The sequence below is a fragment of the Hydrogenophaga crocea genome, from assembly GCF_011388215.1.
Classification (GTDB): domain Bacteria; phylum Pseudomonadota; class Gammaproteobacteria; order Burkholderiales; family Burkholderiaceae_C; genus Hydrogenophaga; species Hydrogenophaga crocea.
The window spans coordinates 1,694,473-1,721,101 of the sequence record NZ_CP049989.1 but is presented as its reverse complement, the minus strand read 5'-3'; the positions used below and the strand labels follow the sequence as shown (position 1 = coordinate 1,721,101).

General features: G+C 68.8%; 23 protein-coding genes and 1 tRNA gene. 15 read left to right on the top strand and 9 right to left on the bottom strand.

Annotated elements, in window-relative coordinates:
- Positions 1 to 34: 34 nt before the first annotated feature.
- Positions 35 to 1,294: an NRAMP family divalent metal transporter gene (locus G9Q37_RS08175; RefSeq protein ID WP_205710736.1), complete on the top strand. Its 1,260-nt coding sequence runs from the start codon at positions 35 to 37 to the stop codon at positions 1,292 to 1,294.
- A gap of 6 nt (positions 1,295 to 1,300) precedes the next feature.
- On the opposite strand, the gene proX is transcribed toward G9Q37_RS08175, so the two are convergent.
- The 8 genes from proX to G9Q37_RS08135 form a co-directional block, all read right to left on the bottom strand.
- Positions 1,301 to 2,326, bottom strand: coding sequence for a glycine betaine/L-proline ABC transporter substrate-binding protein ProX (gene proX, locus G9Q37_RS08170; protein ID WP_166226718.1), 1,026 nt, complete (start codon positions 2,324 to 2,326; stop codon positions 1,301 to 1,303).
- Positions 2,327 to 2,364: 38 nt separating this feature from the next.
- Positions 2,365 to 3,474, bottom strand: a complete 1,110-nt coding sequence (gene proW / locus G9Q37_RS08165; RefSeq protein WP_166226717.1) for a glycine betaine/L-proline ABC transporter permease ProW — start codon at positions 3,472 to 3,474, stop codon at positions 2,365 to 2,367.
- A gap of 16 nt (positions 3,475 to 3,490) precedes the next feature.
- Positions 3,491 to 4,690: a glycine betaine/L-proline ABC transporter ATP-binding protein ProV gene (gene proV, locus G9Q37_RS08160; protein WP_166226716.1), complete on the bottom strand. Its 1,200-nt coding sequence runs from the start codon at positions 4,688 to 4,690 to the stop codon at positions 3,491 to 3,493.
- Positions 4,691 to 5,154: 464 nt separating this feature from the next.
- A complete protein-coding gene (locus G9Q37_RS08155; RefSeq protein WP_166226715.1) occupies positions 5,155 to 5,358 on the bottom strand; it encodes a SlyX family protein in 204 nt (67 codons plus the stop codon).
- 82 nt (positions 5,359 to 5,440) lie between these two features.
- A tRNA-Ser gene (locus tag G9Q37_RS08150) sits at positions 5,441 to 5,530 on the bottom strand.
- Positions 5,531 to 5,550: 20 nt separating this feature from the next.
- Complete coding sequence (locus G9Q37_RS08145) at positions 5,551 to 5,946, bottom strand: DUF2237 family protein (protein ID WP_166226714.1); 396 nt, start codon at positions 5,944 to 5,946, stop codon at positions 5,551 to 5,553.
- A gap of 24 nt (positions 5,947 to 5,970) precedes the next feature.
- Positions 5,971 to 6,888 (bottom strand): SPFH domain-containing protein, encoded by a 918-nt coding sequence (locus G9Q37_RS08140; RefSeq protein WP_166226713.1) that lies wholly within the window; start codon positions 6,886 to 6,888, stop codon positions 5,971 to 5,973.
- A 40-nt stretch (positions 6,889 to 6,928) separates the two neighbouring features.
- On the bottom strand, positions 6,929 to 7,354 hold the full coding sequence (locus tag G9Q37_RS08135; protein WP_166226712.1) for an NfeD family protein: 426 nt from the start codon (positions 7,352 to 7,354) through the stop codon (positions 6,929 to 6,931).
- Between the two features lie 132 nt (positions 7,355 to 7,486).
- Between G9Q37_RS08135 and G9Q37_RS08130 the strand changes: the two genes are divergently transcribed.
- Positions 7,487 to 9,775: an arginine/lysine/ornithine decarboxylase gene (locus G9Q37_RS08130; RefSeq protein WP_166226711.1), complete on the top strand. Its 2,289-nt coding sequence runs from the start codon at positions 7,487 to 7,489 to the stop codon at positions 9,773 to 9,775.
- 28 nt (positions 9,776 to 9,803) lie between these two features.
- On the opposite strand, the gene fabI is transcribed toward G9Q37_RS08130, so the two are convergent.
- A complete protein-coding gene (gene fabI, locus G9Q37_RS08125; RefSeq protein ID WP_166226710.1) occupies positions 9,804 to 10,592 on the bottom strand; it encodes an enoyl-ACP reductase FabI in 789 nt (262 codons plus the stop codon).
- Positions 10,593 to 10,630: 38 nt separating this feature from the next.
- Here fabI and G9Q37_RS08120 point away from each other — a divergent pair, with 38 nt between their 5' ends.
- From G9Q37_RS08120 to G9Q37_RS08060, 13 genes are all read left to right on the top strand, one after another.
- Entirely contained in the window at positions 10,631 to 12,502 is a 1,872-nt protein-coding gene (locus tag G9Q37_RS08120; RefSeq protein ID WP_240936571.1) for an extracellular solute-binding protein, read from the top strand.
- 6 nt (positions 12,503 to 12,508) lie between these two features.
- Positions 12,509 to 13,534, top strand: coding sequence for a microcin C ABC transporter permease YejB (locus G9Q37_RS08115; protein ID WP_166226709.1), 1,026 nt, complete (start codon positions 12,509 to 12,511; stop codon positions 13,532 to 13,534).
- A complete protein-coding gene (locus G9Q37_RS08110; RefSeq protein ID WP_166226708.1) occupies positions 13,534 to 14,589 on the top strand; it encodes an ABC transporter permease in 1,056 nt (351 codons plus the stop codon). Before G9Q37_RS08115 ends, G9Q37_RS08110 begins: the two co-directional genes overlap by 1 nt.
- The gene (locus G9Q37_RS08105; protein ID WP_166226707.1) at positions 14,582 to 16,201 is read left to right on the top strand and encodes an ABC transporter ATP-binding protein; all 1,620 of its coding nucleotides are present in this window, start codon (positions 14,582 to 14,584) and stop codon (positions 16,199 to 16,201) included. The genes G9Q37_RS08110 and G9Q37_RS08105 overlap by 8 nt, the downstream gene beginning before the upstream one ends.
- Positions 16,202 to 16,247: 46 nt before the next feature.
- Positions 16,248 to 16,994, top strand: a complete 747-nt coding sequence (locus G9Q37_RS08100) for a DUF2189 domain-containing protein (protein ID WP_166226706.1) — start codon at positions 16,248 to 16,250, stop codon at positions 16,992 to 16,994.
- Between the two features lie 3 nt (positions 16,995 to 16,997).
- Positions 16,998 to 17,222 (top strand): DUF2788 domain-containing protein, encoded by a 225-nt coding sequence (locus G9Q37_RS08095; RefSeq protein ID WP_166226705.1) that lies wholly within the window; start codon positions 16,998 to 17,000, stop codon positions 17,220 to 17,222.
- A gap of 136 nt (positions 17,223 to 17,358) precedes the next feature.
- Complete coding sequence (gene rimP / locus G9Q37_RS08090) at positions 17,359 to 17,943, top strand: ribosome maturation factor RimP (RefSeq protein ID WP_166226704.1); 585 nt, start codon at positions 17,359 to 17,361, stop codon at positions 17,941 to 17,943.
- A gap of 49 nt (positions 17,944 to 17,992) precedes the next feature.
- Complete coding sequence (gene nusA, locus G9Q37_RS08085; protein WP_166226703.1) at positions 17,993 to 19,495, top strand: transcription termination factor NusA; 1,503 nt, start codon at positions 17,993 to 17,995, stop codon at positions 19,493 to 19,495.
- A gap of 28 nt (positions 19,496 to 19,523) precedes the next feature.
- Positions 19,524 to 22,382 carry a translation initiation factor IF-2 gene (infB, locus tag G9Q37_RS08080; RefSeq protein ID WP_166226702.1) on the top strand — a complete coding sequence of 953 codons (2,859 nt, stop codon included), beginning with the start codon at positions 19,524 to 19,526 and terminating at the stop codon, positions 22,380 to 22,382.
- A 24-nt stretch (positions 22,383 to 22,406) separates the two neighbouring features.
- On the top strand, positions 22,407 to 22,784 hold the full coding sequence (rbfA, locus tag G9Q37_RS08075; protein ID WP_166226701.1) for a 30S ribosome-binding factor RbfA: 378 nt from the start codon (positions 22,407 to 22,409) through the stop codon (positions 22,782 to 22,784).
- Entirely contained in the window at positions 22,784 to 23,761 is a 978-nt protein-coding gene (gene truB, locus G9Q37_RS08070) for a tRNA pseudouridine(55) synthase TruB (protein ID WP_166226700.1), read from the top strand. Before rbfA ends, truB begins: the two co-directional genes overlap by 1 nt.
- Entirely contained in the window at positions 23,758 to 25,584 is a 1,827-nt protein-coding gene (gene typA, locus G9Q37_RS08065) for a translational GTPase TypA (protein WP_166226699.1), read from the top strand. The genes truB and typA overlap by 4 nt, the downstream gene beginning before the upstream one ends.
- Positions 25,585 to 25,591: 7 nt before the next feature.
- The gene (locus G9Q37_RS08060; protein WP_166226698.1) at positions 25,592 to 26,608 is read left to right on the top strand and encodes a DMT family transporter; all 1,017 of its coding nucleotides are present in this window, start codon (positions 25,592 to 25,594) and stop codon (positions 26,606 to 26,608) included.
- The last annotated feature ends 21 nt before the right edge of the window (positions 26,609 to 26,629 follow it).

The window sequence follows — 26,629 nt, the reverse complement described above, 5'->3', positions numbered from 1 at the left end:
GCGGTGCGCGGCGTCTGGCACAACCGCGCGTGCCATGAACATCCTGCACCGCCTCCACCTGCGACGCCGACTTCGCCAACTGGGCCCGGGCCTGATCACCGGCGCCGCCGACGACGACCCCAGCGGCATCGCCACCTACTCGCAGGCCGGCGCGCAGTTCGGCTTCTCGATGTTGTGGACCATGGTGTTCACGCTGCCGCTGATGGCCGCGATCCAGGTGGTCAGCGCGCGCATCGGGCACGTCACACGGCGCGGCCTGGCGGCCAACATCCGCGAGTCGTTCCCGCGGCCGGTGCTGCTCATGGTGGTGGGCCTGCTGCTGGCGGCGAACACGCTCAACATCGCGGCCGATCTTGCGGCCATGGCCGAGGCGCTGCGCCTGCTGCTCGGCGGCTCGGCGCACGTGTACGCCGTCACCTTCGGCCTGGCCTGCCTGGTGCTGCAGGTGTTCCTGCCCTATGCCGTGTACGTGCGCTGGCTCAAGTGGCTCACGCTCGCGCTGCTGTCGTACGTGGCCGTGGTGTTCACCGTGCGGCTCGACTGGGGCGAGGTGCTCGGGCACCTCGTGTGGCCGCGGCTCACGCTGGGCCACGAGGCCTTGCTCACCGTGGTGGCCGTGTTCGGCACCACCATCAGCCCCTACCTGTTCTTCTGGCAGGCCGCGCAGGAGATGGAAGACGTGCGCGAGGGCCCCGCGCCCACGCGCGGGCAGGTGCGCGCGCACCTGCGCCGCATCAAGCTCGACACCTTCGTGGGCATGGGCTTCTCCAACCTCATTGCCTTCTTCGTGATCCTGAGCACCGCGGCCACGCTGCACGTGGCCGGCGTGACCGACATCCAGACCTCGGCCCAGGCGGCCGAGGCGCTGCGCCCGCTCGCAGGGGACGCCACCTTCCTGCTGTTCAGCCTGGGCATCATCGGCACCGGCATGCTCGCGGTGCCGGTGCTCGCGGGCTCGGCCGGTTACGCGGTGGCCGAGGCCGCGGGCTGGCAGGGCTCGCTGAGCGCGCGGCTCGACAAGGGTGAGGGCAAGGGCTTCTACGGTGTGATCGCCGCGGCCACCGTGGGCGGTGTGCTGCTGAGCTTCACGCCCATGGACCCGGTGCGCGAGCTGTTCTGGTCGGCCGTGCTCAATGGCGTGATCGCCGTGCCCATCATGGTGGTGATGATGCTGCTGGCCTCGCGGCCGCGGGTGATGGGCGAACACGCGATCGGCCGGCGGCTGCGCGTGCTGGGCTGGCTGGCCACGGCGGCCATGGCGGCCACCGTGGTCGCCATGCTGGTCACGCTGTGAGGGGGGTCAGTCCCTGGCCGCCTTCATGGCCTGATCGATCCAGCCGTCGAAGGTCTTCTGGTTGGCCTTGATCCAGCCGTCCACGTGGCGCTCGATGTCGGCGGGCTTGTTCTCGCCGTCGCGCATGCGCAGGTTCTGCGCGTTGATGTCGCCCACTGGCAGCGTCATGACCTCGAACAGCTTGGCCGCGGCCGGGTTCTTCTGCACGAAGTCGCGGTTGGCCACGATGCGCTGGGTGTTGATCACGAAGCCGTAGTTCTGGCCGTTGGGCAGGCGGGTGTCGAGCTTGGCCTGTTCGCCGGGCAGCGACGAGAACGGCACCTGCAGCCACACCACGTCGCGGCCCGGGCGCAGCACGCCGCTCACCCAGTAGGGCGTCCAGGTGTAGTAGAGGATGGGCTTGCCCTGCCGGTGGCGGGCGATGGTGTCGGCCATGAGCGCGGCGTAGCTGCCCTGCACGTGGCGCACCGTGTCGCGCAGGCCGAACGCGCCCAGCTGGTGCTCGATCACGGCCTCGCAACCCCAGCCCGGGTTGCAGCCCGTGAGGTCGGCCCGGCCGTCGCCGTCGGTGTCGAACAGCCGGGCGATCTCGGGCTGCTTGAGCTGGGCGATGTTGGTGATCTTGTGCGCGTCGGCGGTCTTCTTGTCGATCAGGTAGCCCTGGGCCGCGCCGGGCGAGAACGCGCCGGTGCGCGAGAGCTTGGCGTCGCCGCCGGCGTTCTTGTAGAAGTCGGCGTGCAGCGGGTCCCAGTGGGTGGCCATGAAGGTGGCGTCGCCGTTGGCCAGGGCCACATGGCCGGTGGCGTACTCCACCTCGCGCACCGGGCGCACGGTGTAGCCGAGCTGTTGCAGCGCGCGGCCCACCAGCAGGGTCTGGAAGGCTTCTTCGGCGATCGAGCTCTTGACGGGCTGCACCGTCACGCCCTGGCCGGGCAGGTCGCGCGCGGCCACGGGGGCGGTGGCAGAGGCGGCGATCAGGCCGCAGGTGAGCAGGGCGCGCCACAGCGGGAAGCGGGGGGACAGTCGGGTCATGGTTTCTCCTTGTCGGGTCGTTGGAATCGGGTTGGGGGTCAGCGGCTGCGCGTGGCGAGCACGCCGCCGGGTTCGCGGGCGGCTGGCGCCGCAGGGCGGGGCGGCGCCACGAGCCGGTGCACGCCGCGCAGCAGCAGGCCCACGGGGCCGGTCTGCCACCAGTGGCGCGCACCGCGGCGGGGCTGGCCCATGGCCTGGGTGATGCGGTCGAGCGTGATGGCCAGCAGCACGATGCCCAGCCCGCCCACGGTGGCCAGGCCCATGTCGAGGCGGCCGATGCCGCGCAACACCATCTGGCCCAGACCGCCCACGGCGATCATGGAGGCGATGACCACCATGGACAGCGAGAGCATGAGCGCCTGGTTGATGCCGGCCATGATCGAGGGCATGGCCAGCGGCAATTGCACCTGCGTGAGCAGCTGCCACGGCGAGGCGCCGTAGGCGCGCGCGGCCTCGACCAGATCGGGCCGCACCTGCCGGATGCCCAGCGTGGTGAGGCGCACCAGCGGCGGCAGCGCGAACACGATGGTGACGATCACGCCCGGCACGTTGCCGATGCCGAACAGCATCACCACCGGCACCAGGTACACGAAGGCCGGCGTGGTCTGCATGGCGTCGAGCAGCGGCCGCATGACGCGCTGTGCGCGGTCGCTGGCCGCGAGCGCGATGCCCAGTGGCAGGCCGATGAGCACACAGAAAGCCAGCGAGGTGAGCACCAGCGAGAGCGTGACCATGGCCTCGGGCCAGATGCCCAGCAGGGCCACGAGCAAGAGCGACACCACCGCGCCGATGGCCACGGCGCGGCCCGCGCACTGCCAGGCGATGAGGCCGAGCAGCGCCACCATGGCCGGTGTGGGCACGGCCAGCAGCGCCGTCTCCACACCGGCCAGCGTGGCGTCGATGGGACCGCGCACACTCTGGAAGAAGGGGCGGAAGTGCTCCACCGTCCAGGCCAGGCCGGTGTTGATCCAGTCCTGCACGGGCAGGCTGCCGTCCCAGAGCTGGTTGAGCGCGAAGCCCGTGGCGTCGGGGCTGGTGGACGCATCGGCCACGGCCGCGTCGAGCCAGTCGCCGCCCGAGGGCTGCGTGCTGGCGGACCAGGCATCGCCGGCCGTCGTGTCCTGAAGGTAAGGGTCTTGGGTCTGCATGGATCGTCCTCCGTCGTCAATCGCTGCCGCGGTCCATGAACCGCAGCAGCGTGGTCTTGCTGATGGCGCCGGCGTAGCGGCCCGCCTCGTCCACCACCGGCAGCGGCCAGGGCGACTGCGCCACCTGGCCGAAGAGCTCGTTCACGGGGTGGCTGTGCGCCACGGTCTGCACGCCCGGCAGGAAGGCGTGCTGCAGGCCCAGCGGGCCTTCGTGGCCCTTGAGCGCGGTGCGCAGGGAATCGGCCGAGACCATGCCCAGGAAGCGCTGCTGCGGGTCGACCACATAGGCGTACTCGCGGTCCTGCTGTTCGAGCATGGACAGGGCGGCGCGCGAACCGCGCGTGGGGCTCTCGGCCACCACCACCTGGCTGCGTCGCGCGATGTCGCCGGCCTTGAACACCGCGGCCGCGTCCACGCCGCGCACGAAGTTGCGCACATAGTCGTCGGCCGGGTGACGCAGGATCTCTTCGGGCGTGCCCACCTGCACCACCTGCCCGTCTTTCATGATGGCGATGCGGTCGCCGATGCGCATGGCCTCGTCGAGGTCGTGCGAGATGAACACGATGGTGCGGCGCCTGACCTGCTGCAGCCGCAACAGCTCGCTCTGCATGTCGCTGCGGATGATGGGGTCGAGCGCGGAGAAGGCCTCGTCCATGAGCAGGATGGACGGGTCGGACGCGAGCGCGCGCGCCAGCCCCACGCGCTGCTGCATGCCGCCCGAGAGCTCGTCGGGGTAGCTGTCGCCCCAGCCTTCGAGGCCCACCTGGGCCAGGGCCTCGTCGGCCTGGGCCAGGCGCGTGGCCTTGTCCACGCCAGCCAGCTGCAGGCCAAAGGCGGTGTTCTCGCGCACCGTCATGTGCGGCATGAGCGCGAACGACTGGAACACCATGCTGATGTCCTTGCGGCGCAGGGCGCGCAGCTCGCGGTCGCTGTGCTCGAAGATGTTGCGGCCGTCGATCACGACGCGGCCCGCGCTGGGTTCGATCAGGCGGTTGAGCAGCCGCACCAGCGTGGACTTGCCCGAGCCCGACAGGCCCATGATGACGAAGATCTCGCCGGCCTTGATCTCGAAGTGCGCGTCGAACACGCCGATGGACTGGCCGGTTTGCGCGAGGATGTCCTGCTTGCTGTGGCCCTCGCGAACAAGGGCGAGCGCGGCCTCGGGCTCGTCGCCGAAGACCTTGAACACGTGGTCGATCTGAATGTCTTTTGCCATTGCGGCGGGCCTCCTGTGCGGTGGGCTTTGGGCAATGGCCGCCTGTGGAAACGGGGCGCAGGCGGCCGCGAACCGCAGCCACGCAGCAGGCACTGAAGACGACGAAACAACGACGAGCCAGAGCCTGTGGCACGCCAGGGAGGCCGTTCAGCGGGCCTGGTCGAGGGGGCTGAGCGGTGTGGCGCGACGCGGCGTCGGGTGGCTGAGCAGGGTCAGCCGGGGCGGCCGGGCAAAGCCCGGCCAGGGCACCGGCGCCGCGACGGGATGCAGAACGATCCGCGAGTAGCGCCTGGAGCGCCAACAGAAGCTGTTGGCTGTTAGGAAGCTCGCATTGTAACTTTTGGGTCTAAGCGAGTCAAGGCCGGGGTTTGAGCGCGCGGCCGCATTGGCGCGCAACGGGTCCGAAAACCGGCTGTGCCGCTGGCAAATGGCGACTTCTTGCGCGGTCTGTCGCGCAACGGCCTTCAGTAGTGCGGCGGCAGCTCGTGCGCGGGGTTGCGCGGCGCCGAACCGGGTTCGGGCGCCTGCTGCTGCAAGGCCGCCACCTGCGCCATCAGGGTATCGATCTGTTGCCGCTGCCGGTAGACCGTGAGGTTGAGCTCATCGAGCAGGTCCTCGGCGTAAGACAGCTTGATCTCGAGTTCGGTGAGGCGTTGGTCGGTGTTCATGGCGGGCTGGGGCTCTGTGCACCGGCAAAAAGAAAAACCCAAGTGAAGTTCATCACTTGGGTTTGCCACTCGCATTTGCATTTGGCGGAGAGGGCGGGATTCGAACCCGCGGTGGGGATTAACCCACACACGCTTTCCAGGCGTGCGACTTAAACCGCTCATCCACCTCTCCGCGAAGCCCGCGATTGTAGCTCAGCCCGCCGTGCGGCCGTCCTCCGTCTTGCGCCAGGCGTGCTGCTGCAGCACCTCCAGGGGCACGTGCTGCAGCGTGTTCTGGTGGGTGGCTTCGAGCACCACCGGGGGCGCCACGCCGGCCTCGAGCGCTTCGAGCCAGCGGCTCACGCACAGGCACCAGCGGTCGCCGGGTTTGAGGCCGGCGAAGCGCCATTGGGGACGCGGTGTCACGAGGTCGTTGCCGCGCGCCACCGAGAACGCGAGGAAATCGCTCGTGACACGCGCGCACACCACGTGGGTGCCGGCGTCGTCGGGGCCGGTGTGGCAGCAGCCGTCGCGGTAGAAGCCGGTGAGCGGGTCGAACGAGCAGGCCTGAAGCTCGCCGCCGAGCACGTTGTGCGCGAGGTCGTCCATGGTGTCTTCGGCTCCGGTGCGGGCTCAGGCCTTGGGCGTGCCGGCCTGCACCATCTTCATGGCGGAGCCGATCAGGGCCGAGACCTCGGTCATGTTGCTGGGCACGATGAGCGTGGTGGTGGCGTCGGCGGCCACCTTGCCGTAGGCGTCCACCGCCTTTTCGGCCACCTTGAGCTGCACCGCTTCCTGGCCGCCGGGCTGGCGGATGGCTTCTGCCACCTGGCGAATCGCGCTGGCCGTGGCTTCGGCCACCGAAATGATGGCCGCGGCCTCGCCCTGCGCCTTGTTGATCTCGGCCTGCTTCTCGCCCTCGGAGCGCGCGATGAAGGCTTCGCGCTCGCCGGTGGCGATGTTGATCTGCTCCTGACGGCGGCCTTCGGACGCGGCGATCAGCGCGCGCTTTTCGCGTTCCGCGGTGATCTGGGCCTGCATGGCGCGCAGGATCTCGGCCGGCGGGGTGAGGTCCTTGATTTCGTAGCGCAGCACCTTCACGCCCCAGTTGAGCGCGGCCTCGTCGATGGCCGAGACCACCTGGGCGTTGATCATGTCGCGCTCCTCGAAGGTCTTGTCGAGCTCGAGCTTGCCGATCACCGAGCGCAGCGAGGTCTGGGCGAGCTGGGTCACGGCCACGATGTAGTTCGACGAGCCGTAGCTCGCGCGCATCGGGTCGGTCACCTGGAAGTACAGGATGCCGTCGACCTGCAGCTGGGTGTTGTCGCGCGTGATGCAGACCTGGCTCGGCACATCGAGCGGGATCTCTTTCAGGCTGTGCTTGTAGGCGACCTTGTCGATGAAGGGAATGACGATGTTCAGACCCGGGGCCAGCGAAGCGTGGTACTTGCCCAGGCGCTCCACCACCCAGGCGGTTTGCTGGGGCACGATCTTGACGGCCCGCGTGACGAAGATGACGGCGATGACGATGAGCAGGATGGCGAGTTCCATGGTCTTGTTCTGTCTGGAAGTTGCAAGGGGGCGAGGGCGGTCAGACCTTCTCGACCAGCAGGCGGTTGCCCACCAGCTCGGTCACGCGGTAGGCGCCGGGCGAGGGCGCGTTGCCGGGGCGCTGGATCACGGTCCAGGCGGCCCCGCGGTACTTGACCGTGGCGGTGCCGTCGGGGTTCCACTGGTCGACGTGGATGACCTCGCCCACATCGAGGTTGACGCTGCGCAGGCTGCGCACAGAGGGGTCGCCTTCGCGGCGGCGCGACTTGAGGTACCAGCCTGCCACCGCGGCCGCGCCGACCACCGCGGCCACCACGATCTGTCCCGTGAGCGGCAGCCCCAGGTGCGCAGCGAGCGCGCCCGCCACCGCGCCGAGCGCGAGCATGAGCAGGTAGAACGTGCCGGTGAGCAGTTCGGCGGCCACGAGCGCGCCCGCCAGCAGCCACCACCAGGTCGATTCGGCCATGAGCCACTTCCTCCTTGTTGGAATGCGCCGTGCCCCGTGGCCCGGCTGCGGGCATTCTGCGCCAAACGGGCCGCCCTGCGGACGGGGCGACACGTGTTTTCCGTACACTTGCGCGCTTCGCTGGAGAACCGCATGAAGTTTCGCTTTCCCATCGTCATCATCGACGAGGACTTTCGCTCCGAGAACACCTCGGGTCTGGGCATCCGCGCGCTCGCGCAGGCCATCGAGAGCGAGGGCATGGAGGTGGTGGGCGTGACGAGCTACGGCGACCTGTCGCAGTTCGCCCAGCAGCAAAGCCGCGCGAGCGCCTTCATCCTCTCCATCGACGACGAGGAATTCACCCAGGGCCCCGACCTCGACCCCGCGGTGCTCAACCTGCGCAACTTCATCGGCGAGGTGCGGCGCAAGAACGCCGACGTGCCGATCTACATCTACGGCGAGACCAAGACCAGCCGCCACCTGCCCAACGACATCCTGCGCGAGCTGCACGGTTTCATCCACATGTTCGAGGACACGCCGGAGTTCGTGGCGCGCCACATCATCCGCGAGGCCAAGAGCTACCTCGAAGGCATTCAGCCCCCGTTCTTCAAGGCGCTGCTCGACTACGCGGAAGACGGCTCGTACTCGTGGCACTGCCCCGGCCACTCGGGCGGCGTGGCCTTCCTGAAAACGCCGGTGGGCCAGATGTTCCACCAGTTCTTCGGCGAGAACATGCTGCGCGCCGACGTGTGCAACGCGGTGGAAGAACTGGGCCAGCTGCTCGACCACAACGGCGCCATCGGGGCGTCCGAGCGCAACGCGGCACGCATCTTCAACGCCGACCACTGCTTCTTCGTCACCAACGGCACCAGCACCAGCAACAAGATGGTGTGGCACCACACGGTGGCCCCGGGCGACGTGGTGCTGGTGGACCGCAACTGCCACAAGTCCATCCTCCACAGCATCATCATGACGGGCGCGATCCCCGTCTTCCTCAAGCCCACGCGCAACCACTACGGCATCATCGGCCCGATCCCGCAAAGCGAGTTCGAGATCGAGGCCATCCGCGACAAGATCCGCAACAACCCGCTGCTGGCCGGCGTGGACGCGGACGCGGTGAAGCCGCGGGTGCTCACGATCACGCAGAGCACCTACGACGGCGTGCTCTACAACACCGAGGCCATCAAGCAGATGCTCGATGGCTACGTGGCCAACCTGCACTTCGACGAGGCCTGGCTGCCGCACGCGGCCTTCCATCCCTTCTATGGCAACTACCACGCCATGGGCAAGAAGCGCGCGCGACCGCTCGAGTCGGTGGTGTACGCCACGCAGTCCATCCACAAGCTGCTCGCGGGCATCAGCCAGGCCAGCCATGTGCTCGTGCAGGACTCGCAGAACGTCAAGCTCGACCGGCACCTGTTCAACGAGTCGTACCTGATGCACACCAGCACCAGCCCGCAGTACGCGATCATTGCGAGCTGCGACGTGGCCGCGGCCATGATGGAGCCGCCGGGCGGCCGTGCGCTGGTGGAAGAAAGCCTGCTCGAGGCGCTCGATTTCCGCCGCGCCATGCGCAAGGTCGAGGCCGAGTTCGGCGAAGACGACTGGTGGTTCCAGGTCTGGGGCCCCGACCACCTCACCGACGAAGGCATCGGTGAGTCACGCGACTGGGTGCTCAACCGCCGCCGCGACGGCGCGGCGGAGCAGCACACCGAGCGCGACTGGCACGGCTTCGGCGACATGGCGCCGGGCTTCAACATGCTCGACCCGATCAAGGCCACCATCGTCACGCCGGGCCTCAAGCTCGACGGCAGCTTCGGTGAAACGGGCATTCCCGCGTCCATCGTCACCAAGTTCCTCGCCGAGCACGGCGTGGTGGTGGAGAAGACCGGCCTCTACAGCTTCTTCATCATGTTCACCATCGGCATCACCAAGGGCCGCTGGAACACGCTGCTGACCGCGCTGCAGCAGTTCAAGGACGACTACGAGAAGAACCAGCCGATGTGGCGCATCATGCCGGAGTTCTGCGCCAAGCAGCCGCGCTACGAGCAGATGGGCCTGCGCGACCTGTGCCAGCACGTGCACACGCTGTACGCGCGCCACGACATCGCGCGCCTGACCACTGAGATGTACCTGAGCGACCTCACGCCCGCCATGAAGCCCAGCGATGCCTTTGCGTGCATCGCGCAGCGCCGCACCGAGCGCGTGGCCATCGACGAGCTCGAAGGCCGCATCACCACCAGCCTGGTCACGCCGTACCCGCCGGGCATTCCGCTGCTGATCCCGGGCGAGGTCTTCAACCGCAAGATCGTCGACTACCTCAAGTTCAACCGCGAGTTCGCGCGCGAGTGCCCGGGCTTCGAGACCGACATCCACGGCCTCGTGGAGGTGGTGGGCGAAGACGGGCGCAAGGCCTACTTCGCCGACTGCGTGAAAGCCTGAGCCAGGCTTTCACGCGCGGGGCCAGGCCTCAGGCGACCTGGCTCGAATCGCCCACGAGCTGGCTGAAACCGCCGTCCACGTAGATGATCTCGGCGGTCACGCCGGCCGAGAGGTCCGACAGCAGAAAGGCCGCCACGTTGCCCACGTCTTCGATGGTCACGTTGCGGCGGATCGGCGACACGTCGGCCACAAGGTTGAGCAGCTTGCCGAAGCCCTTGATGCCGCTGGCCGCGAGCGTCTTGATCGGGCCGGCGCTGATGCCGTTCACACGCATGCCCTTGGGGCCCAGCGATTCGGCCAGGTAGCGCACCGAGGCCTCCAGGCTGGCCTTGGCCAAGCCCATGGTGTTGTAGTTGGGCACGGCCCGCACGGCGCCCAGGTAGCTCAGCGTGAGCAGCGCGGCCTTGTCGCTCAGGTAGGGCAGGGCGGCCTTGGCCATGCCCGGGAAGCTGTAGGCGCTGATGTCGTGGGCGATCTTGAAGGCCTCGCGCGAGAGGCCGTCGAGGAAGTCGCCCGCGATGGCCTCGCGCGGCGCGAAGCCGATGGCGTGCACGAAGCCGTCGAACTTGGGCCAGGTCTTGCCCAGCTCGGTGAACATGGCCTCGATCTGGGCGTCGTCGCCCACGTCGCAATCGAACACCAGCGTGGAGTTGAACTCGGCCGCGAATTCGGTGATCCGATCCTTGAAACGCTCACCCACGTAGCTGAAGGCGAGCTCGGCGCCCTGTGCGTGGCAGGCCTTGGCGATGCCGTAGGCGATGGACCGGTTGGACAACACGCCCGTGATCAGGAAGCGCTTGCCGGCGAGAAAACCCATGGTGCTGACTCCAGAAAAATTTGCCGCAGAATTGTCGCATGCAGGTACCCGCACCCCTTTTACGCAGAACCCTGGCCCGTTGGACCGCCGGACTGCTGCTGGGGGCCTCGCTGGCGGTGGCGGTGCCGGCCGCCCGGGCCGCACACGGCTATGCGCTGTGGGGCGAGCTCAAGTACCCGAACGGCTTCAGCCATTTCGACTACGTGAACCCGCAGGCGCCCAAGGGCGGTGAACTGCGCCTCGTGAGCAACCTGCGCACGAGCACCTTCGACAAGTACAACCCCTTCACGCTGCGCGGCAGCGCGCCCGCCTACCTGAGCGGCCTGATGTTCGACAGCCTGCTCACGGGCGCGCTCGATGAAACCGGCGCCGCCTACGGCCTGCTGGCCGAAGACGTGCAGGCCGCGCCCGACGGCCTGTCGGTTACCTTCCGGCTGCGCAACACCGCGCGCTTCCACAACGGCGACCCGGTGCTCGCGGCCGACGTGAAGTTCAGCTTCGACACCCTGCTCGGGCCGCACACCTCGCCCGCGTACAAGACCATCCTCGCCGACGTGGCGGGCCTGGACGTGCTGGGCGAGCGCATGGTGCGCTTTCGCTTCAAGGTGCCCAACCGCGAGCTGCCGCTCACGGTCGGCGGCATCCCCATCTTCAGCCGCCAGTGGGGCAATCAGATCGACCCGGCCACGGGCCAGCGCAAGACCTTCGACAAGGTGGTGATGGACGTGCCCATCGGCAGCGGGCCCTACAAGATCGGCCCGGTGAAGTTCGGCCGCGACATCACCTACGTGCGCGACCCCGGCTACTGGGCGCGCGACCTGCCGGTGCGCCGCGGCACGGCCAACTTCGACCGCATCACCGTCAAGATCTACAAGGACAGCACGGCGCGCCTCGAAGCCCTCAAGGCGGGCGAGTTCGACCTCATGCGCTTCTTCTCGGCAGGCGACTGGGCGCGCCGCGTGAACGGCCGCAAGTTCGACAGCGGCGAGCTCGTCAAGGGCGAGTTCGCGCACAAGCTGCCGACGGGGTTCCAGAGCTATGTGCTCAACACCCGGCGCAAGCCGCTCGACGACATCCGCGTGCGCGAGGCCCTGGGCCTGGCGCTCGACTACGAGTGGATGAACCGCCAGATGTTCTACGGCGCCTACCAGCGCGTGCGCGGCCTGTTCGGCAACACCGAATGCGCGGCCGACGGCCTGCCCGCGCCACCCGAGCTCGCCCTGCTCGAAGCCGGCCGCGAGCAACTGCCGCCCGCGGTGTTCGGCCCTATGTACGCGCCGCCGCGCACCGACGGCGCCGATTCGCTGCGCGGCAATCTGCGCAAGGCCCAGGCCCTGCTGCGCGAAGCGGGCTGGACGGTGCAGGACGGCGTGCTGCGCAATGCCCAAGGCCAGCCGCTGGAGCTCGAGTACCTCGACAGCGCCGAGACCGGCGCGCGCGTGGTTTCGCCCTGGATCCGCAACCTGCAAAAGCTCGGCGTCACGCTGCGTTTCCGGCCGGTCGATTTCGCGCTGTACCAGCAGCGCCTGCGCACCTTCGATTTCGACATCATCTCGATCAACTTCCAGGGCACGCCCAACCCGGGCGCGGAGTACGCCGACATCTTCGGCAGCGAGGCCGCGAAGACGCCCGACTCGGGCAACTACGCGGGCCTGGCCAACCCCGCGGTCGACCGGCTGATCGCGCGCATGGTGGGCGCGGCCACCAAGCCCGATTTCCTCGCCGCGTGCCGCGCGCTCGACCGCGCGGTCGCGCACAGCCATGTGCTGATCCCGCAGTGGTCGGCGTCCACGCACCGCATGGCCTACAACGCGTGGCGGCTGCAGCGCCCGGCCGACATGCCGCCCTATGCCCAAGGCGAATCGTGGGCCATCGACACCTGGTGGGCCGCCCCGCCGAGACAGGACTGACACGCCATGTGGGTCTACATCCTCAAGCGCCTGTTGCTCATGCTGCCCACGCTGTTCGGCGTGCTGCTGATCACCTTCGTGGTGATCCAGTTCGTGCCCGGCGGGCCGGTGGAGCAGTACCTGGCCGAGGCGCGCGCGGCCGCGGGGGCGGGGGCCGAAGGTGCTTCGGTCTACCGCGGCGGGCAGGGCGTGGACCCCAATCGCATCGAGCAGATCAAGGCCCTCTACGGCTTCGACAAGCCCGCGCACCAGCGCTTCATCGAGATGCTCGGTCGCTTCGCGCGCTTCGACCTCGGCACCAGCTTCTTCCAGAACAAGCCCGTGGGCCAGCTCATCGCCGAGAAGCTGCCGGTGTCCATCAGCCTGGGGCTGTGGACCTTTCTCATCAGCTACGGCGTGGCCGTGCCGCTGGGCGTGGCCAAGGCGGTGCGCGCGGGCACGCGCTTCGACCTCGTGACCACGCTGATCGTGCTCGTGGGCTATGCGATCCCGGGCTTCGTGCTCGGCGTGGCCCTGCTGGTGATCTTCGGCGGGCAGCTGCAGTGGTTCCCCCTGCGTGGCCTCACCTCGGCCAACTGGGACGAACTGGGTTGGGGCGCGCGCATCGTCGATTACCTCTGGCACATCGCGCTGCCCGTCACCGCCATGGTGCTGGGCAGCTTCGCGGTCACGGCCATGCTCACCAAGAACGCGTTTCTCGAAGAGATCCGCAAGCAGTACGTGATGACCGCGCGCGCCAAAGGCCTGGGCGAGCGCCAGGTGCTCTGGAAGCACGTGATGCGCAACGCCATGATCCCCATCGTCACGGGCTTTCCCGCGGCTTTCATCGGCGCCTTCTTCACGGGCGCGCTGCTGATCGAGACCCTGTTCTCACTCGATGGCCTGGGCCTGCTGAGCTACGAGAGCGTGATCCGCCGCGACTACCCGGTGGTGATGGGCACGCTGTTCCTGTTCACCCTGATCGGTCTGGTCACCAAGCTGGTCTCGGATCTGTGCTACGTGTGGGTCGATCCGCGCGTGAAGTTCGACTGATGGCCTCCATCACCGTCACCCCCGCCATCCCCTCGCCAAGCCCGGGCCGCCGCGCCTGGCAGCGCTTCAAGCGCAACCGCCTGGGCTATTGGAGCCTGGTGCTGTTCTGCGTGCTCGTGGTGGCCAGCCTGGGCGCCGAGCTGCTGTCCAACGACCGGCCACTGGTCGTGCGCTACGAGGGCAAGACCTATTTCCCCATCGTGCAGGACCTGCCCGAGACGGTGTTCGGCGGCGATTTCCAGACCCCCACCGACTACCTCGACCCCTTCATCCGCGAGCGCATCACCCAGGGCGGCAACTGGGCCCTCTACGCGCCCAATCCCTACGGCTCGCAGACCATCAACTACTTCGCCGAGCAGCCCAACCCCTCGGGCCCGAGCCGGGCGAACTGGCTGGGCACCGACGACCGTGGGCGCGACCTGCTGGCCCAGCTCATCTACGGCTTTCGCGTGAGCGTGCTGTTCGCGCTCGCGCTCACCGCCATCGGCGTGGTGCTGGGCGTGATCACGGGCGCGATCCAGGGCTTTTTCGGCGGCCGCACCGACCTGGCCTTCCAGCGCTTCATCGAGATCTGGGGCTCCATGCCCGAGCTCTACCTGCTCATCATCTTCTCGGCGGTGTTTGCGCCCAGCGTGGGCCTGCTGCTCATCCTGCTCAGCCTGTTCGGCTGGATGGGCCTGTCCGACTACGTGCGCGCCGAATTCCTGCGCAACCGCCAGCTCGACTACGTGCGCGCCGCGCGCGCCATGGGCCTGAGCAATGCGCAGATCATCTGGCGCCACATCCTGCCCAACAGCCTCACGCCGGTGGTCACCTTCCTGCCGTTCCGCATGAGCGCGGCCATCCTCGCGCTCACCTCGCTCGACTTCCTCGGCCTGGGCGTGCCGCCGGGCACGCCCTCGCTGGGCGAGCTGCTGAGCCAGGGCAAGAACAGCATCGACGCCTGGTGGATCTCGCTGTCCACCTTCGGCGTGCTCGTGATCACGCTGCTGCTGCTCACCTTCATGGGCGACGCGCTGCGCGACGCCCTCGACCCGAGGAAACAGGATGTCTGAGCCCCAGCCCGCCGCGCCGCTGCTCGAAGTGCAAGGCCTGCGTGTGGCCTTTGGCGGCCAGCCCGTGGTGCACGGCGTGAGCTTTGCCATCGCGCCGGGCGAGAAGCTCGCGCTGGTGGGCGAGTCGGGGTCGGGCAAGACCGTGTCGGCGCTGTCGCTGCTGCGCCTGGTGGTCAACGCCGAGGTCTCGGGCCAGGCGCGGCTGGGTGGGCGCGACCTGCTCGCGCTGGGCGAGCGCGAACTGCGCGGCGTGCGCGGCGACGAAGTGGCCGTGATCTTCCAGGAGCCCATGACGGCGCTCAACCCGCTCTACACCGTGGGCAACCAGATCGCCGAGGTGCTGCAGCTCAAGCGCGGGCTCGACGCCGCCCAGGCGCGCGCCGCCGTGGTCGAGCTGCTGCGGTCCACCGGCATCCCCGAGCCCGAACGCCGCGCCCGCGCCTACCCGCACCAGTTGAGCGGCGGCCAGCGCCAGCGCGCCATGATCGCCATGGCGCTGGCGAGCCGCCCGAAGCTGCTGATCGCCGACGAGCCCACCACGGCACTCGACGTGAGCCTGCGCGGCCAGATCCTCGAACTGCTGGCCGAGCTGCAGCGCGCGCACGGCATGGCGGTGCTGCTCATCACGCACGACCTGAACCTGGTGCGCCGCTTCGCCGACCGCGTGGCCGTGATGGAGAAAGGCCAGTTGGTGGAGCAGGGCACGGTGGCCGAGGTGTTCGAGCGCCCGCAGCACGCCTACACGCGCAAGCTGCTCGCGAGCCGGCCCGAGCGCGCGGTGGACGAATCGCCTGCGCCCGCCAGTGCCGCGCCCGCGCTGCAGGCCGAGGGCCTGCGCGTGGACTACCCCGTGCCGCTCTCCGGCTTCAAGGGCTGGTTCCGCAAGGGTGTGTTCACCGCGGTGCAGAACGCCACGCTCGCCGTGCCCGCGGGCCGCACACTGGGCGTCATTGGCGAGTCGGGCTCGGGCAAGAGCACGCTCGCGCTGGCGGCGCTGGGCCTGCTGCCGTTCCAGGGCCGTCTGGTGGTGGCCGGCACCGACTGGGAAGAGGCCCGCCGCCAGCGCGGCCTGCGCGCGCTGCGCCAGCGGGTGCAGGTGGTGTTCCAGGACCCGTTCTCCTCGCTCTCGCCGCGGCTCACCATCGAGCAGATCGTGGGCGAGGGCCTGCAGGTGCACCGAGCTGAGTTGTCGGTGGCCGAGCGGCGCGAACGCGTGGCCGCGCTGCTGGCCGAGGTGGGGCTGGCCGAGAGCCCGGCCGCCGCCCAGGCCCTGATGCAGCGTTACCCGCACGAATTCTCGGGCGGCCAGCGCCAGCGCCTGGCGATCGCGCGCGCGCTGATCGTGGAGCCGCAACTGCTGGTGCTCGACGAGCCCACCAGCGCGCTCGACGTGACGGTGCAAAAGCAGGTGCTGGCGCTGCTGCAGCGCCTGCAGCGCGAGCGGGCCCTGAGCTATCTGCTCATCACGCACGATGTGGACGTGATCCGCGCCATGGCGCACGAGGTCATCGTGATGAAGGACGGCGCGGTGGTGGAGCGCGGCCCCGCGCTGGAGGTGCTGGCCGCGCCCGAGCACCCCTACACGCAGCTGCTGGTGCGCGCGGCCGCTTGATCCAGGTCAGGGCGGCGGCACGGTGCCGCGGCCACAATCACCGGCCATGCCCGACGTTTCCCCGAACCCCCACCCGTCGCCCCTGCGCTGGCTCGCCCTGGGCTGGCGCGACCTGCTCGCCCACCCCGCGCCCGGCCTGCTGCACGGGGTGCTGATCGCGCTGTTCGGCCAACTCCTGTTGCTGGTGGCGCACGACCGCTTCTGGCTGCTCGCGGGCGCGTTCTCGGGCTTTCTGATCGTGGCGCCCATCCTGGCCACGGGCCTGTACGCGGTGAGCCGTGCGCTCGCCGCCGGCCGGCGCCTGGCGCTGCGCGAGGTGCTCGCGGTGTGGCGCTCGCGCGACCCGCGGCTGGTGCGCTTCGGGCTGCTGCTGGCGCTGGCGGGCACGGGCTGGGTGCTGAGCTCGGCCGGCCTCATCACGCTGGCGGCGCCGATGCCGATCGAAAAGCCGCTGGACTTCCTGCGCGTGGTCGTGCTTGCGCCCGAGCCCGGGCTGTTCGAGGTCTGGATGCTGCAGGGCGCCTTGCTGGCCGCGCCGGTGTTCGCGAGCACCGTGGTGGCCCTGCCCATGCTGGTCGACCGCCCGGTGCCGGTGCACGTGGCCGTGGGCGCGAGCTGGCGCGCGGTGGCCAACCACCCGGTGCTGCTGGTGGCCTGGGCACTGCTGATTGCGCTGCTCGTGGCGCTGGCCATGCTGCCGGCGCTGCTGGGCCTGGTGGTGGTGATCCCCTGGCTGGCACACGCGAGCTGGCACGCTTACCGCGAGCTCGCCCCGGACCGGCGGGAGGCCTGAGCCATGCCCCCCGGCACCCTGTGGGGCTTCACCGAGGCCCAGATCGCGCAATTCGGTCTCACCTTCGGCATCGGCGCCTTCATCGCCTACATGCTGTTCATCGTCTACAAGCTCGCGCGCGAATCCAAGGCCGGGCGCTTCGGCACCTTCGTGCTGTTCCTGGTGCTGTCCTTCGGCATGGTGGGGTTTCTGGCCAAGAGCCTCATCCAGTGGGTGATCGGCATCTGAAAAAGCCTGGCTCGCGGCTTGCTAGCGGCCCCCCGGGCGGCTACAATGCGCGCTTCACGACCAAATGGGCGGGTTACCACCGGCCCATTTTTTTTGGCCGGGCGGGAAACCGTCACCGGCTCGACGCATTTCATTCATGGGCTGGCAAGACACCGTCGCACAAACCGTGGCCGGACTCGGCTTTGACCTGGTGGACCTGGAGCGGTCCGCCGGCGGCTTGCTGCGCGTGACGATCGACCTGCCCTGGACGCCGCCCGAAGCGGGCCAGCCGCTGCCGACCGAGCAGTTCGTGACCGTCGAGGACTGCGAGCGCGTCACGCGCCAGCTGCAGTACGCGCTGGAGGTCGAGGGCACCGATTACCGCCGGCTCGAGGTGGGCTCGCCGGGCATCGACCGCCCGCTGCGCCACGAGAACGACTTCCGCCGTTTCGAGGGCCAGGTGGTCGACATCACGCTCAAGGCCGCGCTCGGCGCCAATGGCGCTGTGGCGGCCAACCGCAAGAAATTCCGCGGCACGCTCGAGCGGGCCGAGGGCTGGGCGCAGACCGGGCAGTGGCAGATCGTCTGGAGCGACGAGCCGCCGCCCAAGCCGGGCCAGCGCGTGAGCAAGAAGCGCGAAGCCGCGCCGTTGCAGGCGCTGGGCTTCACGCTGGACGAAATCGCACAGGCGCGGCTGGCGCCGATCGTGAATTTCAAGGGGCGGGGCGCCCCGGGTGCCTGAGGCGCCGCAGGACAAGACCAAGGATCGAACTGGAAAGGCAGGCAAAACGATGAACCGCGAAATGTTGATGCTGATCGATGCCATCTCGCGCGAGAAGAACGTCGAGCGCGACGTGGTGCTGGGTGCGGTCGAGCAGGCGCTGGCCTCGGCGACGAAGAAGCTCTACAAGGGCGAGGTCGACATCCGCGTGGCCATGGACCCGGACACGGGCGCCTACGAAACCTTCCGCCGCTGGCTCGTGGTGCCCGATGAAGCCGGCCTGCAGAACCCCGACGCCGAAGAGCTGCTGTCCGATGCGCGCGACGAGATCGCCGACATCGAAGAAGGCGACTACATCGAGAAGCCGGTCGAGAGCGTGCCCATCGGCCGTATCGGCGCCATGGCCGCCAAGCAGGTCATCCTGCAGAAGATCCGCGATGCCGAGCGCGAGATGCTGCTCAACGACTTCATGTCGCGCGGCGACAAGATCTTCGTCGGCACCATCAAGCGCATGGACAAGGGCGACCTGATCGTCGAGAGCGGCCGCGTTGAAGGCCGCCTCAAGCGCGGCGAGATGATTCCCAAGGAAAACTTCCGCACCGGCGATCGCGTGCGCGCCATGATCATGGAGGTCGACCTCACGTTGCGTGGCGCGCCCATCCTGCTGTCGCGCTCGGCCCCCGAGTTCATGATCGAGCTGTTCCGCCAGGAAGTGCCCGAGATCGAGCAGGGCCTGCTCGAAATCAAGAAATGTGCCCGTGACCCGGGCTCGCGCGCCAAGATCGCCGTGCACAGCTTCGACAAGCGCATCGACCCGATCGGCACCTGCGTGGGTGTGCGCGGTTCGCGCGTGAACGCCGTCACCAACGAGCTCGCGGGTGAGCGCGTGGACATCGTGCTGTGGTCCGAAGACCCGGCGCAGTTCGTGATCGGCGCGCTCGCGCCGGCCAACGTGGTGTCCATCGTGGTCGACGAAGAGCGCCACGCCATGGACGTGGTGGTCGACGAGGAGAACCTCGCGATCGCCATCGGCCGCGGCGGCCAGAACGTGCGTCTGGCCAGCGAACTCACGGGTTGGCGCATCAACATCATGACGGCCGACGAATCGGCCCAGAAGCAGGCCGAAGAGGCCAGCGGCATCCGCGAGCTGTTCATGTCCAAGCTCGACGTGGACCAGGAGATCGCCGACATCCTGATCGAGGAAGGCTTCACCAGCCTCGAAGAGGTGGCCTACGTGCCGCTGCAGGAAATGCTCGAGATCGAGTCCTTCGACGAAGACACCGTCAACGAGCTGCGCACGCGCGCCAAGGACGCCCTGCTCACGATGGAAATCGCGCGCGAGGAAAACGTCGAAGAGGTGTCGCAGAACCTCAAGGACCTCGAGGGCATCACGCCCGAACTGATTGCCAAGCTGGCCGAGGCCGGCATCCACACCCGCGACGACCTGGCCGACCTGGCCACCGACGAACTGACCGAGATCACCGGCCAGTCCGATGCGGACGCCACCGACCTGATCATGAAAGCCCGCGCCCACTGGTTCACCGCCGGTGACGAAGCGCAGCCGCAATCCTGATCACGGAGGCCCACGGAGCACAGCACACATGACCAGTACCACCGTCGCCGAATTCGCCGCCGAACTGAACAAACCCGCCGCCGTGCTGCTCGAGCAGCTCACGGCCGCGGGTGTGCGCAAGTCCGCGCCGTCCGATCCCATCACCGAAGCCGACAAGCAGCGCCTGCTCGGCCACCTGCAGGCCGCACACGGCACCGCCAGCGGCGAGCGCAAAAAGATCACGCTGGTCAAGAAGTCCACGTCCGAGATCAAGCAGGCCGACGCCATGGGCCGTGCGCGCACGATCCAGGTCGAGGTGCGCAAGAAGCGCACCTTCATCAAGCGCGATGACGAGCCCACGACGACCGAGGCCGAGGCGCCCGCGGCCGAACCCGCGGTGCCGGCGATCGACCCGGCCGAGCTGGCCCGCCGCGAGGAAGAGGCCCGCCGCCAGGCCGAGCTGATCCGCCGCCAGGAAGAAGAGCTGGCCGCCAAGCGCGCCGCGCGTGAAGCCGAAGAGGCCCGTGCCGCCGAAGCCGCGGCCGCCGCCAAGGCCGCGGCCGAAGCCGCTGCGGCCGCCAAAGCCGCGGCCGACGCCGCCGCGCCCAAAGAGGCCGCTGCGCCTGCCGCCGAAGCGGCTGCGCCGGCCAAGCCCGTGGCCGTGAAGGTCAAGGGGCCGGACAAGGAAGCCGCTGCCGCGGCCGCCGCGGCCAAGGCCGCCGAAGACAAGAAGGCCGAAGAGGCGCGCGCCGCCGACCTGCTCGAGCGCCGCCGCAAGGCCGAAGCCGAGGCCGCCAACATCCGCGCCATGATGGCCGCGCCCGCGAAGACGCTGGTGGCCAAGAAGCCCGAGCCCGCGCCCGACGCGAAGGCCGGCCTCAAGGGCACGCTGCACAAGCCCGCGGGCACGCCCGCCAAGGCGCCCGCGGCCGCCACGCCGGCCGCGCCCGGCACCGCCGGCAAGAAAGAGGTCAAGTCGGAGAACCTGTCTTCCACCTGGAAGGACGACGCGGCCAAGAAGAAAGAGATCAAGACCCGTGGCGACACCAGCTCGGGCCGCAGCAACTGGCGCAGCGGGCCCAAGGGCCGCCGCGGCGACAGCCGCGACAGCCGCGACGGCCAGGGCAGCTTCCAGGCGCCCGCCGAGTTCAAGCAGATCGAGGTGCACGTGCCCGAGACCATCACGGTGGCCGAGCTCGCGCACAAGATGTCGGTGAAGTCGTCCGAGGTGATCAAGCAGCTCATGAAGCTGGGCCAGATGGTCACGATCAACCAGTCGCTCGACCAGGACACCGCGATGATCCTGGTGGAAGAACTGGGCCACAAGGCGGTGCAGGCCGCCCTCGACGACCCCGAGGCCTTCACCGAGGAAGAGGTGCAGGGCCAGCAGGCCGAGGCGCTGCCGCGCGCGCCCGTGGTCACCGTCATGGGCCACGTGGACCACGGCAAGACCTCGCTGCTCGACTACATCCGCCGCGCCAAGGTGGCCGCGGGCGAGGCCGGCGGCATCACGCAGCACATCGGCGCCTACCACGTGGACACGCCGCGCGGCATGGTGACCTTCCTCGACACCCCGGGTCACGAGGCCTTCACGGCCATGCGTGCGCGCGGTGCCCAGGCCACCGACATCGTGATCCTGGTCTGCGCCGCCGACGACGGCGTGATGCCGCAGACCAAGGAAGCCATCAAGCACGCCAAGGCCGCGGGCGTTCCCATCGTGGTCGCCATGACCAAGGCCGACAAGCCCGAAGCCAACATCGAGCGCGTGAAGTCCGAGCTCGTGGGCGAAGAGGTGGTGCCCGAGGAATTCGGCGGTGAATCGCCCTTCGTGGCGGTGTCGGCCAAGACCGGCCTGGGCATCGACGAACTGCTCGAGCAGGTGCTGCTGCAGGCCGAGGTGCTCGAGCTCAAGGCGCCGGTGGACGCCATGGCCAAGGGCCTGGTGATCGAAGCCCGCCTCGACAAGGGCCGCGGCGCCGTGGCCACCGTGCTGGTGCAAAGCGGCACGCTCAAGGTCGGCGACGTGGTGCTGGCGGGCCAGACCTCGGGCCGCGTGCGCGCCATGCTCGACGAGAACGGCCGCAACACCAAGGAAGCCGGCCCCTCCATTCCGGTGGAGATCCAGGGCCTGGCCGAAGTGCCGCAGGCCGGCGACGAGTTCATGGTGATGGCCGACGAGCGCCGCGCGCGCGAGATCGCCACCTACCGCGCGGGCAAGTACCGCAGCACCAAGCTCGCCAAGCAGCAGGCCGCCAAGCTCGAGAACATGTTCGCCGACATGTCGGCGGGCGAGGTCAAGACCCTGCCCATCATCCTCAAGGCCGACGTGCAGGGCTCGCAGGAGGCACTGGCCGCCGCGCTGCTCAAGCTCTCGACCGAAGAGGTGCGGGTGCAGCTCGTGTACGCGGGCGTTGGCGGCATCAGCGAGAGCGACATCAACCTCGCGATCGCCTCGGGCGCTGTGGTCATCGGCTTCAACGTGCGCGCCGATGCCGGTGCGCGCAAGCTGGCCGAGGGCAACGAGATCGACCTGCGCTACTACAACATCATCTACGACGCGGTCGACGAGCTGAAAGCGGCCATGTCCGGCATGCTCGCGCCCGAAAAGCGCGAAGAGGTCATCGGCATGGCCGAGATCCGCACGGTGTTTGTGGCCTCCAAGATCGGTACCGTGGCCGGCTGTATGGTCACCTCGGGCCAGGTCACGCGCTCGGCCCACTACCGGCTGCTGCGCGACAACGTGGTGGTGCACACGGGCGAGCTCGAATCGCTCAAGCGCCTCAAGGACGACGTGCGCGAGGTCAAGGAAGGCTTCGAGTGCGGTATCAAGCTGCGCAACTACAACGACATCAAAGAGGGCGACCAGCTCGAGTTCTTTGAGGTCAAGGAAGTGGCGCGCACGCTGTAAGCACCCCGGCAAAGCGAGATTCCCATGCCCCGCAAGGCGTCTTCCGTTCCCAACCGCGGCTACCGCGTGGCCGACCAGATCCAGCGCGATCTGGCCGAGCTGATCGCGCGCGAGTTGAAGGACCCGCGCGTGGGCATGGTCACGCTCAACGCGGTCGAGGTCACGCCCGACTACGCGCACGCCAAGGTGTTCTTCAGCCTGCTCACCGGCAACCCGGAGGAAACCGCCGAAGGCCTCAACGCCGCGGCCGGTTTCCTGCGCAACGCGCTGTTCAAGCGCCTGCACATCCACACCGTGCCCACGCTGCACTTCGTGTTCGACCGCACCACCGAGCGCGCGGCCGACATGAACGCCTTGATCTCCAAGGCCGTGGCTTCGCGTTCCAAGAACGAGGACGAGTGATGCACGCGCCACGCACCAGGGTGCAACGGCGCCCTGTGCATGGGGTGTTGTTGCTCGACAAGCCGCTGGGTCTCTCCAGCAACCAGGCCTTGCAGAAGGCCAAGTGGCTGCTGCGCGCCGAGAAGGCCGGCCACACCGGCACGCTCGACCCGCTGGCCACCGGCGTGCTGCCGCTGTGTTTCGGCGCGGCCACCAAGTTCAGCCAGCTCCACCTCGACGCGGACAAGACCTACGAGACCACGGTGCGCCTGGGCGTGCGCACCAGCACGGCCGACGCCGAGGGCGAGGTGATCGCCACGCGCGCGGTGCAATGCAGCGTGGGCCAGGTGGTCGAGGTGCTCGACCGCTTCATGGGTGAGATCGAGCAGGTGCCGCCCATGCACAGCGCGCTCAAGAAAGACGGCAAGGCCCTCTACGAATACGCGCGCGATGGCGAAACCGTGGAGCGCGAGCCGCGCCGCGTGACCATCCACGAGATCGAGCTGCTCGACATGCGCCTCGATGGCGACGCGCCGCAGCTGCGCCTGCGCGTGGTCTGCAGCAAGGGCACCTACATCCGCACCCTGGGCGAAGACATCGGCGAAGCCCTGGGCTGCGGTGGCCACCTGATCGCGCTGCGCCGCGTGGCCACCGGCCCCTTCAGCGTGACCGACGCGATCACGCTCGAGGCCTTCGAGGCCTTGCCCGAAGCGCAGCGCCTGGCGGCGCTGCGGCCGGTCGATGCGCTGCTTGGCGGTCACGAGCGCGTCACGCTCGATGCCGAGCATGCCGGGCGCTTTCTGAGCGGCGTGCGCCGCCGCGGCGACTGGCCCAACCGCGAGCGCGTGGCCGTGTTCGGCCCCGCCGCCTCGTCCGCACACCCCCAAGCCGTTCTGCTGGGCACCGCCCACACGCAGGGCGGTGAACTCATTCCGGGCCGCTTGCTGAGCCCGACCGACATCCAGCAAATCCTCGACACCTCAGAGGCCACACCATGAGCAGACCCATCCGCAACATCGCCATCATTGCCCACGTCGACCACGGCAAGACCACCATGGTCGACCAGCTGCTGCGCCAGTCGGGCACCTTCGCCGAACACGAGAAGGTGGTCGACACCGTGATGGACAACAACGCCATCGAACGCGAGCGCGGCATCACCATCCTCGCCAAGAACTGCGCGGTGAGCTGGAAGGGCACGCACATCAACATCGTCGACACCCCGGGCCACGCGGACTTCGGCGGCGAGGTCGAGCGCGCGCTGTCCATGGTCGACGGCGTGCTGCTGCTGATCGACGCCCAGGAAGGCCCCATGCCGCAGACCCGCTTCGTGACCAAGAAGGCGCTGGCCCTGGGCCTGAAGCCCATCGTGGTGGTGAACAAGGTCGACAAGCCCGGCGCCAACCCCGACAAGGTCATCAACGCCGCCTTCGACCTGTTCGACAAGCTCGGCGCCACCGACGAACAGCTCGACTTCCCCGTGGTCTACGCCTCGGGCATCAACGGCTGGTCTTCGCTCGAAGAAGGCCCGGCCGGCGAGCAGTGGGGCCCCGACATGTCGGCCCTGTTCGAGACCGTGCTCAAGCACGTGCCGGCGCACCAGGGCGATCCCGCCGCGCCGCTGCAGCTGCAGATCTCCGCGCTCGACTACTCGAGCTTCGTGGGCCGCATCGGCGTGGGCCGCATCAGCGCCGGCACCATCAAGCCCGCCATGGACGTGCTCGTGATGGAAGGGCCGGACGGCAAGAGCTTCAAGGGCCGCGTCAACCAGGTGCTGACCTTCCAGGGCCTGGACCGCGTGCAGGCCCCCGAAGCCGGCCCCGGCGACATCGTGCTCATCAACGGCATCGAGGACATCGGCATCGGCGTGACGCTGACCGACCCCGCCAACCCGCAGCCGCTGCCCATGCTCAAGGTGGACGAGCCCACGCTGACCATGAACTTCTGCGTCAACACCAGCCCGCTGGCCGGTCGCGAAGGCAAGTTCGTCACCAGCCGCCAGATCTGGGACCGCCTGCAGAAAGAACTGCAGAGCAACGTGGCCCTGCGCGTGAAGGCCACCGACGAAGACGGCGTGTTCGAGGTCTCGGGCCGCGGTGAACTGCACCTGACCATCCTGCTCGAGAACATGCGCCGCGAAGGCTACGAGCTGGCCGTGTCCAAGCCGCGCGTGGTGTTCAAGGAAGAGAACGGCGAACGCCTGGAGCCGATCGAACTCGTCACCGCCGACATCGAGGAAGCCCACCAGGGCGCCGTGATGCAGGCCCTGGGCGAGCGCAAGGGCGAGCTGCTCAACATGGACCCGGACGGCCGTGGCCGCGTGCGCCTGGAGTACCGCATCCCGGCGCGCGGCCTGATCGGCTTCAGCAACGAGTTCCTGAACCTCACGCGTGGCTCGGGCCTGATCGCCAACATCTTCGACGGCTACGAGCCGCACAAGGGCGAGGTGGCCGGCCGCAAGAACGGCGTGCTCATCAGCATGGACGACGGCGAGATCTTCAACTACGCGCTCGGCAAGCTCGACGACCGCGGCCGCATGTTCGTGAAGGCCAACGACCCGGTGTACGAGGGCATGATCGTGGGCATCCACAGCCGCGACAACGACCTCGTGGTCAACGCCACCCGCACCAAGCAGCTCACCAACTTCCGCGTCAGCGGCAAGGAAGACGCGATCAAGATCACGCCGCCGATCCAGCTCACGCTCGAATACGGCGTCGAGTTCATCGAAGACGACGAGCTGGTCGAGATCACGCCCAAGAGCATCCGCCTGCGCAAGCGCTTCCTGAAGGAGCACGAGCGCAAGCGCGCCAGCCGCGAAGCCTGATCCCGCCATGCCGTTTCGCGCGCTCAGCCGCCTGACGCACACGCAGGCGGTGCTGCTCATGGTCGCGGTCACCCTCATGTGGTCGATCGCGGGCGTGGTGTCGCGCCAGCTCGAATCGGCGGCGCGCTTCGAGGTCACGTTCTGGCGCAGCGCCTTCACGGCCTTGTCGCTGCTGCTGATCCTGCCGCTGTGGCGCGCGGCCGACCGCGCGAGCGGCGCGCTGGTGCCCAAGGCGGGCGAGGGCCTGCTGCACCGCCACTGGGGCGTGCTGCCCGGCTCCACCCCGTTCTGGATCAGCGGCCTGTGCTGGAGCGTGATGTTCACTGCCTTCATGCTGGCGCTGACCTTCACCACCGTCGCCAACGTGCTCATCATCATGTCGGTGGGCCCGCTGCTCACGGCGCTGGTGGCGCGTTTCACGCTCGGCCAGCGGCTGGCGCTGCGCACCTGGGCGGCCATCGTGGCCGCGGGCCTGGGCATCGTCTACATGTACGGCAGCCAGTTCCTGCAGGCCTTCGGCGACGCGGCCGTGGACACCGGCGCGCTGGTGGCCGGCTCGCTCGCGGCGCTGTGCGTGCCGACGGCCGCGGCGATCAACTGGACCGTGGTGCAGCGCAGCCAGACCCATGGCGAAAAGATCGACCTCGTGCCCTCGGTGCTGCTCGGCGCGCTGGTGTCTTCGCTGTTCACGCTGCCGCTCGCGCTGCCCTTCAATGCCACCGCGGCCGACATCGGCTGGCTCGCGCTGCTGGGTCTGGTGCAACTGGCCATTCCCTGCGCGCTGGCCGTGGTCTGCGCGCGTTCGCTCAAGGCGCCCGAGGTCTCGCTGCTGGCCCTGCTCGAAGTGATCTTCGGCATCCTGCTGGCCTGGCTCGGCGCGGGCGAGGCGCCCGGTCGCGAGGTGCTGTTCGGTGGCACGCTGGTGATCGGTGCGCTGGTCGTCAACGAACTGCTGGGCTGGCGTTCGCGCAGTGGCGCGCCCCGCATCCAGACGCTGGAATCCTCACCCCAGCGACCCGACTGAGTTTTTTCGCAGGAGAGATTG